At 58.0% G+C, this 16,872-nt stretch carries 19 protein-coding genes; 8 read left to right on the top strand and 11 right to left on the bottom strand.

Annotated elements, in window-relative coordinates; translation table 11 throughout:
• The first annotated feature begins 245 nt into the window (after positions 1-245).
• Complete coding sequence (locus SMC3_RS07995; protein WP_207799725.1) at positions 246-1,304, top strand: LCP family protein; 1,059 nt, start codon at positions 246-248, stop codon at positions 1,302-1,304.
• Positions 1,305-1,807: 503 nt separating this feature from the next.
• On the opposite strand, the gene SMC3_RS07990 is transcribed toward SMC3_RS07995, so the two are convergent.
• Entirely contained in the window at positions 1,808-3,178 is a 1,371-nt protein-coding gene (locus SMC3_RS07990) for an ATP-binding protein (protein ID WP_119089997.1), read from the bottom strand.
• A 523-nt stretch (positions 3,179-3,701) separates the two neighbouring features.
• Between SMC3_RS07990 and SMC3_RS07985 the strand changes: the two genes are divergently transcribed.
• Both SMC3_RS07985 and SMC3_RS07980 read left to right on the top strand, forming a co-directional pair.
• Positions 3,702-4,040 (top strand): type II toxin-antitoxin system RelE/ParE family toxin, encoded by a 339-nt coding sequence (locus SMC3_RS07985; protein WP_119088142.1) that lies wholly within the window; start codon positions 3,702-3,704, stop codon positions 4,038-4,040.
• 6 nt (positions 4,041-4,046) lie between these two features.
• Entirely contained in the window at positions 4,047-4,385 is a 339-nt protein-coding gene (locus SMC3_RS07980; protein ID WP_119089996.1) for a helix-turn-helix transcriptional regulator, read from the top strand.
• Between the two features lie 642 nt (positions 4,386-5,027).
• Here the strand turns inward: SMC3_RS07980 and SMC3_RS07975 are convergent.
• The 6 genes from SMC3_RS07975 to SMC3_RS07950 form a co-directional block, all read right to left on the bottom strand.
• Positions 5,028-5,240 (bottom strand): hypothetical protein, encoded by a 213-nt coding sequence (locus SMC3_RS07975; protein WP_207799724.1) that lies wholly within the window; start codon positions 5,238-5,240, stop codon positions 5,028-5,030.
• 279 nt (positions 5,241-5,519) lie between these two features.
• On the bottom strand, positions 5,520-5,687 hold the full coding sequence (locus SMC3_RS09430; RefSeq protein ID WP_165846685.1) for a hypothetical protein: 168 nt from the start codon (positions 5,685-5,687) through the stop codon (positions 5,520-5,522).
• A gap of 199 nt (positions 5,688-5,886) precedes the next feature.
• A complete protein-coding gene (locus SMC3_RS07965; protein ID WP_119089994.1) occupies positions 5,887-6,132 on the bottom strand; it encodes a glycoside hydrolase domain-containing protein in 246 nt (81 codons plus the stop codon).
• A gap of 297 nt (positions 6,133-6,429) precedes the next feature.
• Positions 6,430-8,061, bottom strand: a complete 1,632-nt coding sequence (murJ, locus tag SMC3_RS07960; protein ID WP_119089993.1) for a murein biosynthesis integral membrane protein MurJ — start codon at positions 8,059-8,061, stop codon at positions 6,430-6,432.
• 190 nt (positions 8,062-8,251) lie between these two features.
• Complete coding sequence (locus SMC3_RS07955; RefSeq protein ID WP_119089992.1) at positions 8,252-8,773, bottom strand: ImmA/IrrE family metallo-endopeptidase; 522 nt, start codon at positions 8,771-8,773, stop codon at positions 8,252-8,254.
• Between the two features lie 69 nt (positions 8,774-8,842).
• Positions 8,843-9,178 (bottom strand): helix-turn-helix domain-containing protein, encoded by a 336-nt coding sequence (locus SMC3_RS07950; protein ID WP_119086811.1) that lies wholly within the window; start codon positions 9,176-9,178, stop codon positions 8,843-8,845.
• A gap of 178 nt (positions 9,179-9,356) precedes the next feature.
• Here SMC3_RS07950 and SMC3_RS07945 point away from each other — a divergent pair, with 178 nt between their 5' ends.
• From SMC3_RS07945 to SMC3_RS07925, 5 genes are all read left to right on the top strand, one after another.
• The gene (locus SMC3_RS07945) at positions 9,357-9,689 is read left to right on the top strand and encodes a sigma factor (RefSeq protein ID WP_165846684.1); all 333 of its coding nucleotides are present in this window, start codon (positions 9,357-9,359) and stop codon (positions 9,687-9,689) included.
• Positions 9,690-10,188: 499 nt separating this feature from the next.
• Positions 10,189-10,959, top strand: coding sequence for a stalk domain-containing protein (locus tag SMC3_RS07940; protein WP_119086814.1), 771 nt, complete (start codon positions 10,189-10,191; stop codon positions 10,957-10,959).
• Positions 10,960-11,018: 59 nt separating this feature from the next.
• Entirely contained in the window at positions 11,019-11,192 is a 174-nt protein-coding gene (locus SMC3_RS09420) for an InlB B-repeat-containing protein (protein ID WP_207799723.1), read from the top strand.
• 249 nt (positions 11,193-11,441) lie between these two features.
• The gene (locus SMC3_RS07930) at positions 11,442-11,828 is read left to right on the top strand and encodes a DUF6922 domain-containing protein (protein ID WP_119086816.1); all 387 of its coding nucleotides are present in this window, start codon (positions 11,442-11,444) and stop codon (positions 11,826-11,828) included.
• Positions 11,818-12,477 (top strand): hypothetical protein, encoded by a 660-nt coding sequence (locus SMC3_RS07925; protein ID WP_119086817.1) that lies wholly within the window; start codon positions 11,818-11,820, stop codon positions 12,475-12,477. The genes SMC3_RS07930 and SMC3_RS07925 overlap by 11 nt, the downstream gene beginning before the upstream one ends.
• A 166-nt stretch (positions 12,478-12,643) precedes the next feature.
• Here the strand turns inward: SMC3_RS07925 and SMC3_RS07920 are convergent, their stop codons facing one another.
• From SMC3_RS07920 to SMC3_RS07905, 4 genes are all read right to left on the bottom strand, one after another.
• Positions 12,644-15,244, bottom strand: coding sequence for a PAS domain S-box protein (locus SMC3_RS07920; RefSeq protein ID WP_165846681.1), 2,601 nt, complete (start codon positions 15,242-15,244; stop codon positions 12,644-12,646).
• The gene (locus tag SMC3_RS07915) at positions 15,231-15,845 is read right to left on the bottom strand and encodes a cysteine hydrolase family protein (RefSeq protein WP_119086821.1); all 615 of its coding nucleotides are present in this window, start codon (positions 15,843-15,845) and stop codon (positions 15,231-15,233) included. The genes SMC3_RS07920 and SMC3_RS07915 overlap by 14 nt, the downstream gene beginning before the upstream one ends.
• A 29-nt stretch (positions 15,846-15,874) precedes the next feature.
• Positions 15,875-16,339: a ribose 5-phosphate isomerase B gene (gene rpiB / locus SMC3_RS07910; RefSeq protein ID WP_119086822.1), complete on the bottom strand. Its 465-nt coding sequence runs from the start codon at positions 16,337-16,339 to the stop codon at positions 15,875-15,877.
• 4 nt (positions 16,340-16,343) lie between these two features.
• Positions 16,344-16,872, bottom strand: a 529-nt coding sequence (locus SMC3_RS07905) for a divergent PAP2 family protein (RefSeq protein ID WP_207799722.1), incomplete at its 5' end; no start/stop codon positions are given.

The raw sequence follows: 16,872 nt of genomic DNA, 5'->3' as shown, positions 1-16,872 counted from the left end.
GCAAGAAGGCGTTCAAGGCCTTCGCCGCTGCTTGGGAGAGAGAGTGTTGCGCACGTTGCTAGATGGATCTATCATCAGTCCATGACTGAATAAGGGGTCAAGATGAAAGCACACACCGTTTGGACTCGGATGGTTGTCGTGAGCTATCTTGTTGCGGCTGCTTGGCGCCGTTGCGGAAGCTCTGATCTTCATTGGTTTGCTGACGAGGATCAGGAAGCGTTCCTGGCAGCCTGACCCCAGGGCCCGTGAAACGAACACAGAAAGAATTCACGCCGTTGGCGTCCGCCAACGTTGCTGCTCCCAGGACGCACCGCACCCGTCGGATCATTGTGAGCATTGTCTTGATCCTGCTAGTGCTCACGGTCGGGACCGGCGTGGTCTACTGGGCGTTGCTGAACCACACCGTCACGACAAACGTCAAGCACGAGGTGTTGCTGCCGACCCCCAGCGCGGGCGAGACTTCACCTGTCGAGGACCCAACGACCAAAGATCCATCGGCCACAGTTCCGTCGGCCGAGGTCCCATTGGCCAAGGGAGCCCAGAACATCCTGCTGATCGGCTCGGACAGCCATACCACTGTAGCCAACGGACGCTCTGACGTCATCATCCTGATGCATATCACCAGTGATCACAAGAAGGTCTATCTTGTCCACTTCCCTCGTGACATGTACGTCGATGTACCGGGGCGCGGCAAGGACAAGATCAACGCTAGCTACGCATACGGGGGGCCGCAGCTGCTCATACGCACGCTGCGAAGTCTCGTCGATGTGCCCATTGATCACGTTGCCGTCATTGGGTTCGAAGGTTTCAAGGCCATGACCGATGCGGTTGGCGGGGTGGACGTCTACGCCGAGGAGGCTAGCAACGAGTTTGGCTATGTGTTTCATGTGGGCATGAACCACCTTGACGGTGAGGCTGCACTAGGGTTTGTCCGCGAGCGGTACCAGCTCAGCAAGGGCGACATCTCCCGGGGGCGCCGCCAGCAGGCGTTCGTCAAGGCGCTAATGCTCAAAGCACTGAGCAAGCAGACTCTGACCAACCCGATACGCTTTGCGGCCCTTGTGAACGCCATAGCTCGAAATCTTACCTTGGACAATGCGTTCTCTGTCACCGATATCTACTCGCAGGCACTGGCGATGAGAGATCTGCGCAGCAAGGACATTGTGTTCATCACCGCACCGATCACCGGCTTTGGCAGAAGCCCCAAGGGTGCCTCGATCGACATCGTGGACGTCGCCAAGATGGCTCAGCTGTCGATCGCCCTCAGGACCGACGACATGAGCAGCATCGGGCTCGGTCAATAGATCCGCCGGGAAACGCTCCAGGACTGCCTGATCAGGTCCTCGGCGCGGCGAAAGCACCCCTCAGTACGCCCCTCGCATTAAGAAGAAATACTCGGGGGCATTGAAAAGAAATGTTCAGGGGGGGATGACGGACTAACTATCTTGTCGTCCTCGCGGATGCGGGGACCCATACGTCGTGGCAAGGATGGATTCCCGCATCCGCCGAAAGCACCCCTCGCATGGGAAAAAAGTGCTCGGGGGAAGGGCGAACTAACTATCTTGTCGTCCTCGCGGATGCGGGGACCCATACAATGATGCAAGGATGGATTCCCGCCTGCGGCGAAAGCACCCCTCGCATGGGAAAAAAGTGCTCGGGGGAAGGGCGAACTAACTATCTTGTCGTCCTCGCGGATGCGGGGACCCATACAATGATGCAAGGATGGATTCCCGCCTTCGCGGCAGAGCGCCCCTCAGAGCACCCCTCGCATTAGACAGAAATACTCGGGGGAATGACGGATGTGGGGTTAGTGGAGTGCCTTTGTAAGCAGCTCCCTGAAAAGGTCTGGCCGGGCGAGGGTTGCGGCAGTGGGAACGAACATGACGGTGGTGTTTCCGCTCGTTGCTTCCCCGGCGAAATCACGGTTCATCACAATGGCGCCCCAGGGCCTGAAGGCTTTGGAGAAATCGCTGATACCATCGGGAACCTCAGGGCTCCTCATGCTTGAGTCTTTTATCTCAATGGGAACAAGCGACTCCCCTCGGACGACGACAAAATCGACCTCGTGTGAGCCAGCGTACATGCGCCAGTAGTAGAGTCTGTCTGTTGGCTCAAGGATCTTGCAAAGCTCCTGAAACACGACCTGTTCGACGAGATGCCCGCGATCGGAGCGCGATGACAGCGCCGAAAAGTCGGAGAGGACACTGTTGCGCAGTCCGCAGTCTATGAAGTAGATTTTTGGCATTCTGCGGATGGATCCCACGACGTTGCCCGTATATGGCAGAACCTGACGGCAGACAAAGGTTCCCTCCAGAAGATCGACATAGCTATGGATCGTCTGAGCGCTTGATTTCGTGGTTCTGGCTAACGTTTCCCATTGTACCTGACTGCCGACGCTGCCTGCCAGCAAGGTGGTCAAATTGTTGAAGACTCCGACGTGCTGGATGTGAAAGAACTGCGACACGTCCCGGAGCACGTAGCTCTGGTATAGTTGCTGCAGCTCGTCGTGTCGTTGTGCCATGGTTGGGGCAGTGACAACGGCAGGATAAGTCCCCCACACGGCACACTCCTCAAACGTGCGCACAAGGTCAGTACCATACAGGCGTTGAATCTGGGCAATGTCGGCGGAGCTTGCCCGCAGCCCCGGGATCCTGCTTGCTGCAATATCGCCAAATGACAGAGGGTACAGAACCAATTCGCGGCCCCTCCCGACCAGGTGCTCTTTTGACGCACTGCGGATCTCGAGTGAAGATGATCCCGAAGCAACAATCTTGAGGTCAAGGTCCAAGTCGTACAGTGTTTTCAGGAAGAGCCCTGGACTCCCGAGTCGCTGGATCTCGTCGATGAAGAGATAAAGCCGTCCATTGCCTGTCGAGTTACCTCGTAGAAACGCCAGTAAGTCACCGACGTTGGCAAGAAGGGTGACCGTCTCGGCATCGTCCGTGGTGAAGTAGAAGATATTGGCAGCCGGCACTGCACTACTACTGAGCAGATGACGAATGAGCATGTTCATCAGGGTCGATTTTCCTGCCTGTCGTGGTCCGACGATGGTGATGACGTGCCTGCTGTCCATCCATGATAGTGCAGTCTGCAGTTCATGCCGTGGAATCCGGTCTGGTTCCTTGGCCAGGAGCCCAGAACGCCAAGGGTTCCTTATAGAGAAGACACTCGTATCCATACCTACCTCCCGATCCTAGAATCGAGTATAGGGCAATGCCATAATTATGACAAGTCCAGTTGGCATATTTATGATAAAAATGACAAGTCCATTTGCCATTTTTTGATCAGGCTCGTCTTTGTGATGCGCTGCTCAATAGGCACCTGGTGGTACATCGGCGAGATGAAGGGATGGATTCCCGCCTACGCCGAGGAACACCACTCGTATTGCAGAGAAATACTCGTGAGGAGCACCCCTCAGAAGCACCCCTCGCCTTACACTAAAAGGCTCGGGGGCATGGGAAAAAAGTGCTCGGGGGGAGGACAGAGCACAGGCAAGGACAGAGACGGATTGGTATGCTGCATGCAGTGGTGAAACCCATCAACGCTGGATAGACGAAGGTGGTCATCTCTCCCAAGTGTAGGCCCTTGACTTTTCTGTGGTAGTCATAACAATATTGGTATGTCCTTTGTCGATTGGCTGCTCGTGTAATTCTGAACGGTAGGTCAAGGAGGATGTCTCGGGAGGGCATGGTGGAAACTGGATGAAGAAGCTTTTTGTGCTGATTCCGCCGGCACAGGGTGAACTAGCGGAACTTCCGCAGGAATTGCAGGATGAGTTGTTGGGATTTGTCAAAGTACTTGAAAAGAATGGGACTTTGGTGTCTCCACAAGGAGACATCGTTGACAAGGAAAAGCGAATCTTCGAGATTCGAGCACACGATGATGGCCAACAGGCACGTATCTTGTACTATTACTGGAATGGGGGCAACCTGATTTATGGTCTTGTTGCCTTTGTCAAGAAGACGAGAGAGACGCCACTTAAGGAGATCAACCTGGCACGCAGGAGGTTGGTGCAGCTCAAGAAGGGGATGTGGAGGTAGGGAGAGATGAGTACTACGAGGAGGAAAGCAATAGAGGAACCTCTCGTTTCCAGAGAGGTCATCGAGGCTAGCAATCGTCTACGCAGAGACACAGAGAAAGCCATTGCCGCCGATCCAGTACGTTCTGTCAGGATGAAAGCAGCGATGGAAGAGGCAGAAATCGCGCTTCGTTTGGCAAAAGCAAGAAAGGACTGTGGCCTTACCCAGGCAGATCTTGCAGCTAGAATGGGGCGTACTCAACCACAGATTGCTCGTATGGAGCGGGAAGGATATCTTGGCAGCATTCGTTCAATTGCTCAATTCGCTGCAGCATGTGGGAAGAAGCTTACTATAAAGCTTGAGTGATACTTCTCCTTTGTGATACGCTGCTCAATAAGTCAGAGTGGTACATTGGCTAGGACAAAGGATGGATTCCCGTCCCCGACAGAAACATTCGGGGATGACGTTCCTTCGCCGAAAGCACCCCTCAGAACGCCCCTCGCATGGGAAAAAAGTGTTCGGGGGAATGACGAAGTCCAGCGGGAATGACGGATTAACTATCTTGTCGTCCTCGCGGATGCGGGGACCCATACAATGATGCAAGGATGGATTCCCGCCTGCGCCGAAAGCACCCCTCGCCTTACACAGAAAGGCTCGGGGGGGAATGATGAAGCCTAGCGGAGAAGCACCCCTCGCCTGGTTAGAGGACATCTAGATATCTTTCTTGCGTCACTTGTCATGAGACTGTCCCCTTTGGCCGTTCGGTGAGCAGGTTTGTCACGATGCGGACGATGACGTCTTTTTCATCCGGCTTGCTTTCTGCGATCAACAGTGTCGTAGCCACGAGGGCGGCGAGCCGACTGCGAGGGCAACGTCAAGATTATAGAAGCGCACGGTTCGATGCACTGTGCGCCCTCCTTCGTCTTGAACTACCGAGGAATCCTCGGCAGTTGTTGCATTTTTTGCAACAACTGAACTTCTCTCAAGCTCGCCATCGGCGAACACCTTTCACAAATGGCGCGATATGACTGATTTGTCTCGTTCAAAAAGGGTGGCCATCTGATCCAGATTCAACCAGACCGTGTCGTGTTCAAGCTGCACATCCAGTTTCGCCGTACCATCGGGAGCGTTGTACAGGATGATCTCGCCACCACGAGCGCCGGCAATCGGCGAGGAATTCTTGTCTTGTTCTATCAGGTCATGTCTCCGCTTGTTCGGCATTATCTTCCTCCTCACGTTCGGTGTCAGCTATCGAAACGGCGATATGGGGTCAGCTGGTAATTAGGTGCCCATTGGTACATTGGCAAGGACAAAGGATGGATTCCCGCCTTCGCGGGAATGACGGAGTTCGGCGGGAATGACGGAGTTCATTGGGAAGGACGAAGCCCGGTGGGAATGACGGAGTTCAGCGGGAATGACGGCTCCCCCCAAAGGCTTTTACATCTTCCCGCGGGCCTTCATAAGCGCCCAAGCCAAAATGTTGTAATCTACTTGCCCGTCCTAATCTACGGGAGGGGTCATGATGCCCTGGTCGATTGCCCATTGCTGTGCCACAGAGAGCCTAGTTGCGGGCTGAACCACGGGCGCCGGTACCGGGGCTGGAGCAGGGACGAGGGCAGGAATCCCCCAGGCTCCGAAGTCGGCCTGCTTCGATTCGTTCAGATCCACGGATGCGCCACCAACCGTCTGGCCATTACTATATTGGAGAATGTGGGTATGAGTTGAAATCTTCCCGGCCGACCACGCATACGTTTGCCAGAAGAACCGCGCTGAGCCATTCGTGAAGCATCGCTCTACAACAGTATAACTGCCGTAAACCCCCACACGATTGGCCCCGATACTGTCGGCAGCACCACGGAGGTACTCATCAATANNTGAGTGCCGTCTGCCCATCAGCTTTGCCGGCGGCACGCCCTTCTTTCGCCCTCCCCGCATATTGCTCGTAAACAAGCACCAGACCGAGTCCATGAGCGCGTATCTGGTCAGCCTCAGTTTTGGTTATGAGCTTGCTTCCACCATCGACAGCGAGATACCGCGCAACAAAGCTATAACCCCGTTGTTTGACCGTGTCCAGATTGGGCCGTCCAAACGAGTAGTCGAGTCCTTTTGCCATGTTATCCTCCTATGACACCTTCATTATGGATTCCATGACAACCACAAGTGATTGGGGTCAGCTGGTAATCAGCGGGCATCCGCCACTTGTCTCCCGATTCGTCTTGCCCGCGCAGGCGGGCATCCAGTCCGTTTCACGTCGGTGGATTCCCGTCCCCGACAGAAACATTCGGGGATGACGTTCCTTCGCGGCGAAAGCACCCCTCGCCTTACACAGAAAGGCTCGGGGGGGAATGACAGATGTTCAGTGGGAAGGACGAAGTAGCGAATGACGGAACTCAGAGGGAATGACGGGCTGTTACCTGCCTCGCAGTCGATGCGCCAGCCCCGTGAACCGGCTCTGGATGGTCTGCCACCCGTCGAGATGCAGGGCGATACTGCAACCCGCGTAGGCAAGGGCGGCGACAATACAGACGGCCATGGTGCGGACGACCAGAGGAACGAACGCCGTGACCGGGTTCACCCACCTGAGGCCCAGCCAGGCGATGAGCCCGACGGGGACGGTCGCCAGCAGAGTCTTGAGCGTCTGAGTCCAGAGCGGGTAAGTCGTCGTGGGGCGGTCCTCCGTGCGGAAGTAGCGCCGCAGGAGGAGGGCGTAGATAATTGTGCCCAGCGTGACGGTGATGGACGTCGCCAGCGCAATGCCGGCAGCCCCGAGGTACCTGCTGAGGATGATGTTGCCGGCCATGTTGGCTCCCACAATGCCCAGACTGATGAGCAGGGGCGTCACCGTGTTCTTGAATGCGTAGAAGACCTTGCCCAGGATGGGCAGTACCGCCTGGAACACGAGTCCCAGGGCATACATCTGGACACAGGAGGCCGTGATGGCGGTCGCGGTGGTGTCGAAAGCCCCTCGCTGGAACAGCAGACGGGTGATGGGCGTTGCCAGGATGATGATGCCGACGGATGACGGGATGACGATGTAGGCGAGAAAGGCCACAGTACGGCGCACCTTGTCGTCCATCGCATGCAGGGCTGAGCCGTCCACCGCCATGGACGAGAACGCGGGGAAGACGGCTATGGCGATGGGACTGGCAAGCAGGGTAATGGGGATGGTCCAGACGCGACCGGAGAAGTTCAGGGCGGCGATTGCCCCCTCCGGCAGGCGTGAGGCGACCCAGCGGTCGACCATCACATTGAGGGAGCCCACGCCACCCGCGAGTACCAGCGGCATGAGCAGGGCGGCAAACTGCAGGATAGCCGGCCAATTCATATGCCGGATGTCGAAACGGCGGAAGAAGCCGTACCTCTTGCTTGCCAGCAGGATGACCAACGGGACGAAACCTATGACGGCCAGCGCTGTCTGGCCCAGTGTCCAGGCCTGAATGCCCATGCGGGACGAGAACGCAAGCAGGCAGGCGACCAAGGCGATGTTGCCTACGGTTGTCCAGAGCAACGCTACCAGGAAGCTGCTCTCTGCCTGCAGGAGGCCGGTGAACAAGCCGGTCATGATGAGCATGAAGCCCATGGGGACCAGCAGGCGTGTTACCTGGACGGCCAGCGTATACCGCGCGCCCTCGAAGCCACGAGCGAAGATGTGCACCAGCTGGGGCGCAAAGACCCACACGCCGACGCAGACGAGCGCGAAGACAACTCCCCATACGAGTGTCACTTGGTCGACCAGCACACGTGCGCGTTCCGGGTCCTCCCGCTTATGACCCAGATACCAGGGCACGATGAGCGTTCCGAGTCCTCCCGCGAAGAGGCCGAGCACCAGGCTGGGGACCATCATGCCGATGAGGAAGGCATCCGTCTGGCCAGTGGCGCCAAACTGGCGCGCGATGACGACCTCGCGGGCGAAACCGACGAACTTGCTGAGGAATGAAATCACGGCAATGAGTACCGCCGCCTGGGCTACCGACTGCGTGTGCAGGAGGCGGGTCAGGGACGATCGGCGTGACATACTCGTTTTCTGGTCGTTCTCGGACACTGTGGTGCCTCCCCTTCTGGAGATAACCTCAGCAGTATAGCGGCGGGACCAGGCACTGTCCAGCTATATGGGGTCAGCTGGTAATTAAGTCCAGAGTGGCACCCCGCACGATCCCTTGTTGTCGTCCTCGCGAATGCGGGGACCCATACGTCGTGGCAAAAATGGATTCCCGCCTTCGCGGGAATGACAGTTAAAGGCACTCGGCAATCGAGATGCGCGCCGCCGTGAGTGACACGTCATAGGTGGATGCCATGCGCCGTGCCAGCTGGTCGAGCGTTGCGTCGGACGGTCCGGGGCCTCCGGCATGGACCTGGATGAGAACTGCCATAGTGGCTAGGACCGCTGCATGCGGGAGCAGGAGTTCGGCCGCGAAGGCGTCACAGACATGCTCGCGCCGGCTCTGATCGGGCAGGGCGTCGAGATAGCGCCGCAAGAGGATCTCGCTGAGCTCGTGCGCCAGGGTGAACCGATAACGCGCTGGCTCGTCGCGCCGCAAGCCCTCCCGGATGGCGGTGTAAGCCTCACCATGTTCAAACACCGTACAGCCCAGCACGCCCGTCGTCAGAGGAAAGTCGTCGAGGGAGGTGCACACATCATCGGCCAGGGCGTCCAGGTCGGCGACGGTTGTCCCCGCGATGGCTCGGGGAAAGTGCTCACGCACGTGCTGGGCATATGCCATCAGGCGCGGGGAGAGGCACGTTCTAGCCGCCATGGTTACGCCTGGCTTCCGTCATTCCCGCGCAGGCGGGAATCCATGCTTGCATTGTCATATGGGCACGTTCTAACGACCACGCTTGCCCCGTCCCGGCCGGGTGCCCCGGATATAGGAGATGAAGGCGTTTACGGCCTGGATGTCGGCGGGGGACAGGTCTCCCTGGTGACGCAGTGCCACGTCCAGTTCGTCCCGGGGCTCCAAGGGCTGCTCCTCCCGCATGAGATCGGCGACCTCGACGCCAAACGCGGCGGCCACCTTCGTGGCGGTCCGCAGATTGGACGACTCCCCCTCGAGGATGTCCCCGACGGCGCCGGGCGAGATGCCGGCGGCGGCTGCCAGCTCCCTTTGACTCCAGCCGCGTTGTGCAAGTAGTGTCTGGACATTCTCCTTAAACCCCATCATCTGCTCCTTTCACATTGAATGAGGAACCACATGCGCTTCAGTCGTGGCAAGCCATGCCGTGCACCNNTGGTGTCTACCATATTATACACGACAGCGTAAAAAGTACACAGAGGAAAATAGTGACATGACTTGCGTTGTTCACAGATTGTGTAAAATAATCCACATAGGGAGGGATTGCGTGAAACGAAAGGATGTCTGGTTTGTACCACTGTATGATGGTCTGCGCCCTGTCATCGTCGGCATGGCGCGCCGCTACGCCCGGACGTGGGGGCTCGACGCCGATGACCTGATCCAGATTGCCGGCTATGCCCTGTGGTCTTGCTGTGGCCGGTACCAGGGCCGTCCGCTCGACGAGCAGCTGCGTATCGGCAACACTGTCGCGAGGCGGACCATGCTGCACTGGTGCGACCACGAGGGCCGTACACCCACGCACCTCGGCACGGCGGGGACGTCGCCGTGGTTCACTGCCGGCACCGGTGACGCCTTCCTGTCACCTCAGGAGGAACAATGAGCGACCTCACGGCACACCGGACGAGTTCGGACATCGNNGTCATCGCCAAAGAACGCCACTGTTCGGTCACGACGGCTGTCAAGCGCTTCAAGCAGGGCATGGACGACCTCAGGCGTGCCATCCTACTGGTCGAGGGCAAGCTGCCGTAGTCTTACGCCTCCGTCATTCCCCCCCCGAGTATTTCTTTTCAATACCCCTGAGCATTTCAGTTCAATACGAGGGGCGTTCTGAGGGGTGCTTTCGGCGCAGGCGGGAATCCATCCTTGCACCGCCGCGTGGGTTGGCGTTCTGACTCCATGGGGCACGATGCTGTGGTGTGGCTGTGTTGGGTGTTCAGGAACAGTCCTTGATATTGTAGAGATACGGTGAATACTTGTTTGTAGAACTATAGATAGATAAACAGCACAAGACGGATCGGATGTGTTTTTGTTGACTGTGTTCCACGGTGCTGCCACCGTCACAGGCGCTGAAAGTTCATCCTGAAGGGGAGGAATACCCTATGAGAAAGGTTCTGTCAGTTTTCATCGCAGTATGTCTCGTCCTGTCACTGTGCACCGGTGTCTTCGTGTCGGTTCTGTCGGCAAAAGCAACAACAGCCCCCGTTCTCGTAGCAGGAATCACCGTCACAAGTGAAGGGTTTGCCACGACAGTCATGAATGGAAAAACCCTTCAAATGAACGCTACTGTTCTTCCAACTAATGCCACCGATCCGAGCGTCATCTGGTTAGTGGGAAATGCTGAAGGAACAGCAACAATTGATGCCTCAACAGGAATATTGACTGGAACGAGTGTTGGTCGCGTAATAGTAGAGGCTCTTGCCCATGATGGTTCAGGCATAAAGGGCTATCAAGCCATCACTGTTTCCACGAAGGAACAGGCGGTCATCGTTCTTCAGATCGGGAAGTCTACGTTCACCGTCAATGGGATTTCGAATGGTTCGCTCGATTCACCACCCATCATCAAGAACGGGAGAACCCTTGTGCCCATACGTACAATCATCGAAGCGCTCAAAGGATCGATAGGTTGGGATGGAACCACCAGAAAGGCGACAGTGACTCTTGGAAGTACGACTATTGAACTCTGGATTGGCAAGAATGTCGCAACCGTAAATGGTAAAAACACCCCCATCGATTCAACGAATGCCTTGGTAGTCCCCGAGATCATCAGTAGCAGAACCATGCTTCCCCTGAGATTCGTCTCTGAGAATCTTGGATGCTCTGTCGTCTGGGCAACTGCAACCAAAACAATCACGATCACATACATGCCCTAGCAGAGAGTGATACGCGACCCCCGGTCACAGGGTCACTGGCTGGGGGGTCGCTTTCCTGTGTGACCGTGTCAACTCACGTAAGAACGGAGGTGAACCGCCCTGCCTCCGTCATTCCCGCTGCCGGCTACACCTTCACCGGCTGGTCCGGTGGCCTCACGGGCAGCACGAACCCCGCGACCATCACCATGGATGCCAGCAAGACTTTGGGGTCAGCTGGTACATTTGCCACCTGACACGGAGAGTTGTCCGTCGCAAAAGAACAGACTGGATTCCCGCCTTCGCGGGAATGACGAAATCTTGCGGGAATGACGGAAAAACACCTGAGTCGCCCGGACATCTGGCGGTTTGCCTGCAGTGACTGTCATTTATGTCCATGAACGTCCGTTCTGAAGAGGAAAAACGTCAGTTGTACATATCTTGTTATACAAGAAGTCGATTGACTTGTATAGCAAGATATATATGATGCTCGCAGGAGGCACCATATGAGCATCACTATTCGCAAGACGGGGAACAAAGAGTACGCGTACATGGTGCACCGTGATGGCGCGCGCATGGTCCAGTCCTACATCGGTCCGCTCACCCGGCCCGAGGTACGGCGGAGAGTCGACGCGGCGCAACGGGCGACGACGATGCCCTTGCATACCATGCGGCTGTTTGCCGGTGTGGATCCCAGCGCCCTCTCCCTGCAGAGGGACGCCGCTGCCATTATCGCATGTCTGCTGGAACAAGGAGATTTGGAGGACCTGCGCTGGCTCGCCGGCGTCTACCCCGAGAGTACTATCATCGACGTTGTCCTCTCCGCGAAGAGCTTGTCGGCGAGGGCACGCAACTTCTGGATGGTGTGGTTCGAGGTGCCCGATGCATCCTGAGTGCGTAGAAGAGAAGGCGCGTATCCTGATGAGCCGGGTGGGGCCGACCCTGGGCATGCATGGAGGGGTTCTGGCAGGGGGGACGGGGTTGGCGCTGTACCTGGGGCACCGGACCTCCGGCGACCTTGAGTTCTTCGCTCAGCAGGTGTTCAGACCGTCCGGCATCCTCGAGGAATTGCGCGGGCTTGCCAGCGTCGTGGAGTCCGTGACGATGGGGGACGACGCGATGATCGTGCAGGCAGACGGCGCCCAGCTCTTGCTGACGCAAACCCCGGCGCGTTTCGCGGAGTCTACCACGAAATTGAATGGTTGTGACGTCGCCGGTGTCGTGGACATTGCAGCCATGAAGCTGCTGGCTGTCAGTCAGGGCGGTACGCGCAGTGACTTCGTGGACTTATATACCGTTCTCCAGACCGTCCCCTTCCGCAAGGTTGCACGCAATGCTCTGGAGCGGTATGGAGTGACCGTCCTCGAGCCGCTGGTCATCGGCAAGGGGTTTGTCTGGTTCGAGCACGCCGACGTTCAGGAGGACCCCGTCTACGTTGGGACTCCTGTTGCGTGGGACCACATCAGGGACTTCTTCCGGTCAAGTCTGCGGCAGTTCGTGTTTGACCTCGACGCGGAGCGACAGACCCTGGAACGGGGTTAACGGGTAAGGGCAGGACTGGATTCCCGCCTTCGCCGAAAGCACCCCTCAGAACGCCCCTCGTATTGAACTGAAATGCTCAGGGGTATTGAAAAGAAATACTCGGGGGGGAATGACGGATGCCCGCGGGAATGACGGATGCCTGCGGGAATGACGAGCCAAGGGATGTCTAGTGCTGCGTGTTCAGCGCCTGTGCGACAGCAACTGACAGCTCGTAGGGATGGAACGGCTTCTGGACCCAGCCCGTGAACCCGGCCGCAGTCGCTTCCGGCAGACGCCCATCCAGGCCGAAACCGGTGGACAGCACAGCGCGTGTCCCACTGTCGATGGTCTTGAGTGCCTTCAGGGTCTGGATGCCATCCATGCCAGGCATGTTCAGGTCGATGACGATGAGGTCAGGGCGCCGTTCCTGTGGCTGCGTGGCATACCAGGACACTGCAGCGTCGCCGGAACTGCATTCGTCGACGACGTAGCCGAGTTGCCTGAGGATATCGGCCGAAACCTTCCGGACAGCATCCTCGTCGTCGACGACGAGGATGCGCCCATGACCAGAAACAGGCTGCTGCTGGCTGTTGATGGACGGAGTTCCTGTAATCTCCGTGAACGGCAGGTACATACGGAACACTGACCCCCGACCTTCTTCAGAGTATACATGGATGGTTCCGCCGTGATTGCGGACGATGCCGTAGACCATGGCTAGTCCCATGCCGGTCCCCTTGCCGACACCCTTGGTCGTGAAGAACGGCTCGAACATGTGTGGCATGTTCTCGACAGGAATACCGCACCCCGTGTCTTCGACGTCAGTCTGCAGGTACCACCCTTCACGAGTTTCTGGATGGAGCTGGCAGAACAAGGCGTCCAGATGCACGTTTCGCGTCCTGAAGGACAACGTACCGCCGTTGGGCATCGCATCTCTGGCGTTGATGCCGAGGTTCAGCAGGACCTGCTGCAGCTGGGTGGAATCGCCCATGACCGATGAGTGGGTTGCATCCAGCTCTTCAGCGATCACGATACTGCGTGGGATAGTCCGTTCCAGCAGACTGCACACTTCATGGATGACCGTATGCAGGTCGACGGAGATATCCTCGATCTTCCCCTTGCGTGCGAAGCCCAGCAGGCGGCGAGTGAGGTCGGCCGCCTTCACAGCTGCCTGACTGATGGTGGCTGCACCTGCTGCCTCGGGAGAACCCGGGGGCAGGGAGTACGTCAACAGGTCCGCATAGCCCATGATGGCGGTCAGCAGATTGTTGAAGTCGTGGGCGATGCCTCCCGCCAGCAATCCGACCGCTTCCATTTTCTGGCTCTGACGCAGTTCCTCTTCTCGGTGCGCCTCTTCGGTGGCGTCATGAATGATGACACAGTACCCCCGGGTCTGGCCTTCGGGCTGGCGAATAGCGCGCACAGTGACACGCAGGGTCAGTGGCGTCCCGTCGGAACGGGTCATGATCAGCATTCCTGTCCACGGCTGTCCCGAAAGCATCGCTGCGCCAGCACGTTGATGGAGTTCCTCAAAGCCCGGCCCGGCAGGAAACTCGGCGAGTGTCTTCCCCAGGATGCTCGCAGCCGGTACGCCCAGGATGTGTTCCAGCCCCTGGTTTGCGTACTGTAGCCGTTCGTCTTCGTCGAGGATGACGATTCCCTCGGACACCTGGTCCATGGCAGTCAGGATCAGCGTATGCTCCGCCTCGGCAGCAAGACGTTCCGAGATGTCGGTGAAAATGACAACGATGGCCGTCCTGCCACCAGTCTCGGCGAGGGAGAGGCGTGCCTCGACGGGATAGGTCGTGCCATCGCGCCGCTGTGCGGTCGTACGCAGCATAGCGGTTGACCGTATGCCAGCCCGGACGAGCTCAAGTGCCTCGGCAAGACGCTGAGCAGTCATCTCGGGCGCTACGTCGACCGGTTTCATCTGCTGCAACTCATCCAGGGAATACCCCAGATTCTGCGTTGCCCGCAGGTTGGCCTGCATGAACGAGAGGGTGTCACCGTCAACAACGTAGATTTCATCGGACGATTCGTCGACCGCCCGTCCCAGCTGAGCTATTTCGGCTTCGTGGGCCTGTCGTTCCGTCACGTCGCGGATGACGCTGATGATCACTTGTTCACCGTTGTAGTCGGCACTGTGGGAACTCACCTCGACAGGGAACGCCGAACCGTCCTTGCGCATTTGTGTCGTCTCGAAGACAATGGGTCCTTTGGCCACCTGGGCGAACTGGGTGGGGATGGTTGCTCTCGCCTCTGGGGCCCGCAAGTCCTTTATGCCCAGTCTCAGCAGCTCGTCATGGGTGTAGCCATATGCTGTGCAAGCGGCCGTGTTGGCCTCGCGGATGCTGCCATTGGGAGCGATGAACAGGATGATGTCATGCGTGTTTTCGGACAGCAGCAGGTACAGGAGCTGGGCCTGTTCGGCCAGCACACGGTCCGAGATGTCGCGGACGACGCAGACGAGGCCCCCGTCGGGAAGGGACGCGAGAGAAAGCTCCTGGGGAAACACTGACCCATCGCGGCGTCTGCCGACCGCCTCACCTTGCCAGTGGCCCTGGCTTTGCAGGATGGGGAAGACCTGCTCGTCGATGAAGTGCAGCTGTTTATCATCATACAGGATGCGCCAGGACTGCCCGATAAGGTCCTCGGCGTGCGCAAAGCCGTAGGCGGCGGCGTGCGCTGCGTTGGCGTAGACGTACCGCCCAGCGGCATCCAGCAGGGCCATGCCATCTATCGAGGCGTCCAGCGCCTGACGGTACAGCTCCCATGTCTCATGGGTACTCATGTCTACCCTCCACGTCCAATGAATGGGCATCAGCGTCATCCAGCGCCGGCTGCTGAACCATCGTGACGATCTCGCCTGTCGTAGTCACTTGGGCGTACGTGCCATTCAGCGCCGCGAGGAAGGCTCGCTGGACCATGGCCGCAGGCACCGTTTCTCCGGTAAACGCCAGATCCCGGGTGGCGCACGCGTCGGCTGCAACAATGCACTCGAACCCGTAGTCACAGGCAGCGCGCGTCGTCGCGTCGATACACATGTGGGTCATCATGCCGCAGATGACCAGGCGGGAGACCTGATCCGTCCGCAGTAACTCCAGCAGGTTCGTTTCACGGAAGCTGTTGGGATGATGCTTGCGAACGACGGCTTCACCGGGAAGAGGACGAATGCTGCTGTCGAGACTGATACCGGGAGAGCCGGGTCTGAATGAGGTCGCTTCGAGGTCGAGGGACACGTGCTGGATGAAGATAGCGGGCAGGTGGTTGTACCGGAAATGGGCGAGCAGCTTTCGAGCCTGAACGGCTGCTTCGACGGGGCCATCGAGGGGCATTGCGCCACCCGGGAAGTACTCCTTCTGGATGTCGACGAGCAGCAGAGCGGTTTTCACTGGTCAGGTTGCAAATGTACCACTCTGGGTTATTTACCAGCTGACCCCAGAGGACACTCCTCAAGGGCGGCGATTTTGTCGAGGCGTGGCTGGTGACGCCCATCCTGATAGGTCGCGTTCAGCCAGGTGACGACGCAGTCGAGCGCGATCTCCTCGGCTGTCGTCCGACCGCCAAGCGCGAGCACGTTGGCATTGTTGTGTTCCTTGGCCATCCGTGCCGTATAGCCGTCGTAGACCAGTGCGCAGCGGACGCCGGCGATCTTGTTGGCCGCGATGCTGGCGCCGATGCCGGTACCGCAGATGGCGATGCCGACTGTGGTTGGATCTGCTACGACCTTGCGGCCTACCGCTGCTGCGAAATCGGGATAGTCGACGGCGCGCTCACCGCTGTCGGTGCCCAGGTCCTCGACTTCATAGCCCTTGAGCGTCAATGCATGGGTGAGGAACGACTTGAGGCGAAATCCACCGTGATCGGAACCAATGATGATTTTCATGTACTCACCTCGGTCTGAGGAATGGGATGCGAAGAGACAACAGCGCAATGAGTAATCCAAGCGCCATGCCTCCGACTACTTCGAAGAAGGAATGTCCGACAAGTTCGGTGAAGTGCTTATAGTCGAAGCTGTCCCCCCACTTGAACTCTTCGAACATGGCATTCAGGGTCCGTGCGTGCTTGCCGACTTCCTGGCGGACGCCCGAAGCGTCGAATACGACGACGCCGCTGAAGACTATGCAGATGGCAAACAAGGGGGATGCGAAGCCTTCCGTGAATCCCACCATCGCCGTCAGGGCTGTAGCGGTAGCGCTGTGCGAACTGGGGAATCCGCCGCTGGACAGGAGGAGTGGCCACTTCCATTCATGATACTCGCCGTAGTGGATGAGCGGCTTGATGCCCTGTGCAATGAGGTCCGCGATGATCGCGACTATCAGGATATTGTTGTCCCAGAGGTTGTTCACGCTCACCCCTTCGGCTGCCATTGATAATCCACACGAAGAGTATACAGTGATGAGGTAGTTTGTAAACGCG

Source organism: Candidatus Cryosericum hinesii, assembly GCF_003570985.1.
Classification (GTDB): domain Bacteria; phylum Caldisericota; class Caldisericia; order Cryosericales; family Cryosericaceae; genus Cryosericum; species Cryosericum hinesii.
Note: the sequence above shows the minus strand (reverse complement) of the source record. Positions and strands in the feature narration are given on the sequence as shown.

Excerpts from the sequence above, each read along its gene's own strand:
- SMC3_RS07990 (WP_119089997.1), bottom strand. The coding sequence starts at position 3,178 with ATGGATACGAGTGTCTTCTCTATAAGGAACCCTTGGCGTTCTGGGCTC.
- SMC3_RS07985 (WP_119088142.1), top strand. The coding sequence starts at position 3,702 with ATGAAGAAGCTTTTTGTGCTGATTCCGCCGGCACAGGGTGAACTAGCG.
- SMC3_RS07980 (WP_119089996.1), top strand. The coding sequence starts at position 4,047 with ATGAGTACTACGAGGAGGAAAGCAATAGAGGAACCTCTCGTTTCCAGA.
- SMC3_RS07975 (WP_207799724.1), bottom strand. The coding sequence starts at position 5,240 with ATGCCGAACAAGCGGAGACATGACCTGATAGAACAAGACAAGAATTCC.
- SMC3_RS07955 (WP_119089992.1), bottom strand. The coding sequence starts at position 8,773 with ATGGCGGCTAGAACGTGCCTCTCCCCGCGCCTGATGGCATATGCCCAG.
- SMC3_RS07950 (WP_119086811.1), bottom strand. The coding sequence starts at position 9,178 with ATGATGGGGTTTAAGGAGAATGTCCAGACACTACTTGCACAACGCGGC.
- SMC3_RS07940 (WP_119086814.1), top strand. The coding sequence starts at position 10,189 with ATGAGAAAGGTTCTGTCAGTTTTCATCGCAGTATGTCTCGTCCTGTCA.
- SMC3_RS07930 (WP_119086816.1), top strand. The coding sequence starts at position 11,442 with ATGAGCATCACTATTCGCAAGACGGGGAACAAAGAGTACGCGTACATG.
- SMC3_RS07925 (WP_119086817.1), top strand. The coding sequence starts at position 11,818 with ATGCATCCTGAGTGCGTAGAAGAGAAGGCGCGTATCCTGATGAGCCGG.
- SMC3_RS07920 (WP_165846681.1), bottom strand. The coding sequence starts at position 15,244 with ATGAGTACCCATGAGACATGGGAGCTGTACCGTCAGGCGCTGGACGCC.
- rpiB (WP_119086822.1), bottom strand. The coding sequence starts at position 16,339 with ATGAAAATCATCATTGGTTCCGATCACGGTGGATTTCGCCTCAAGTCG.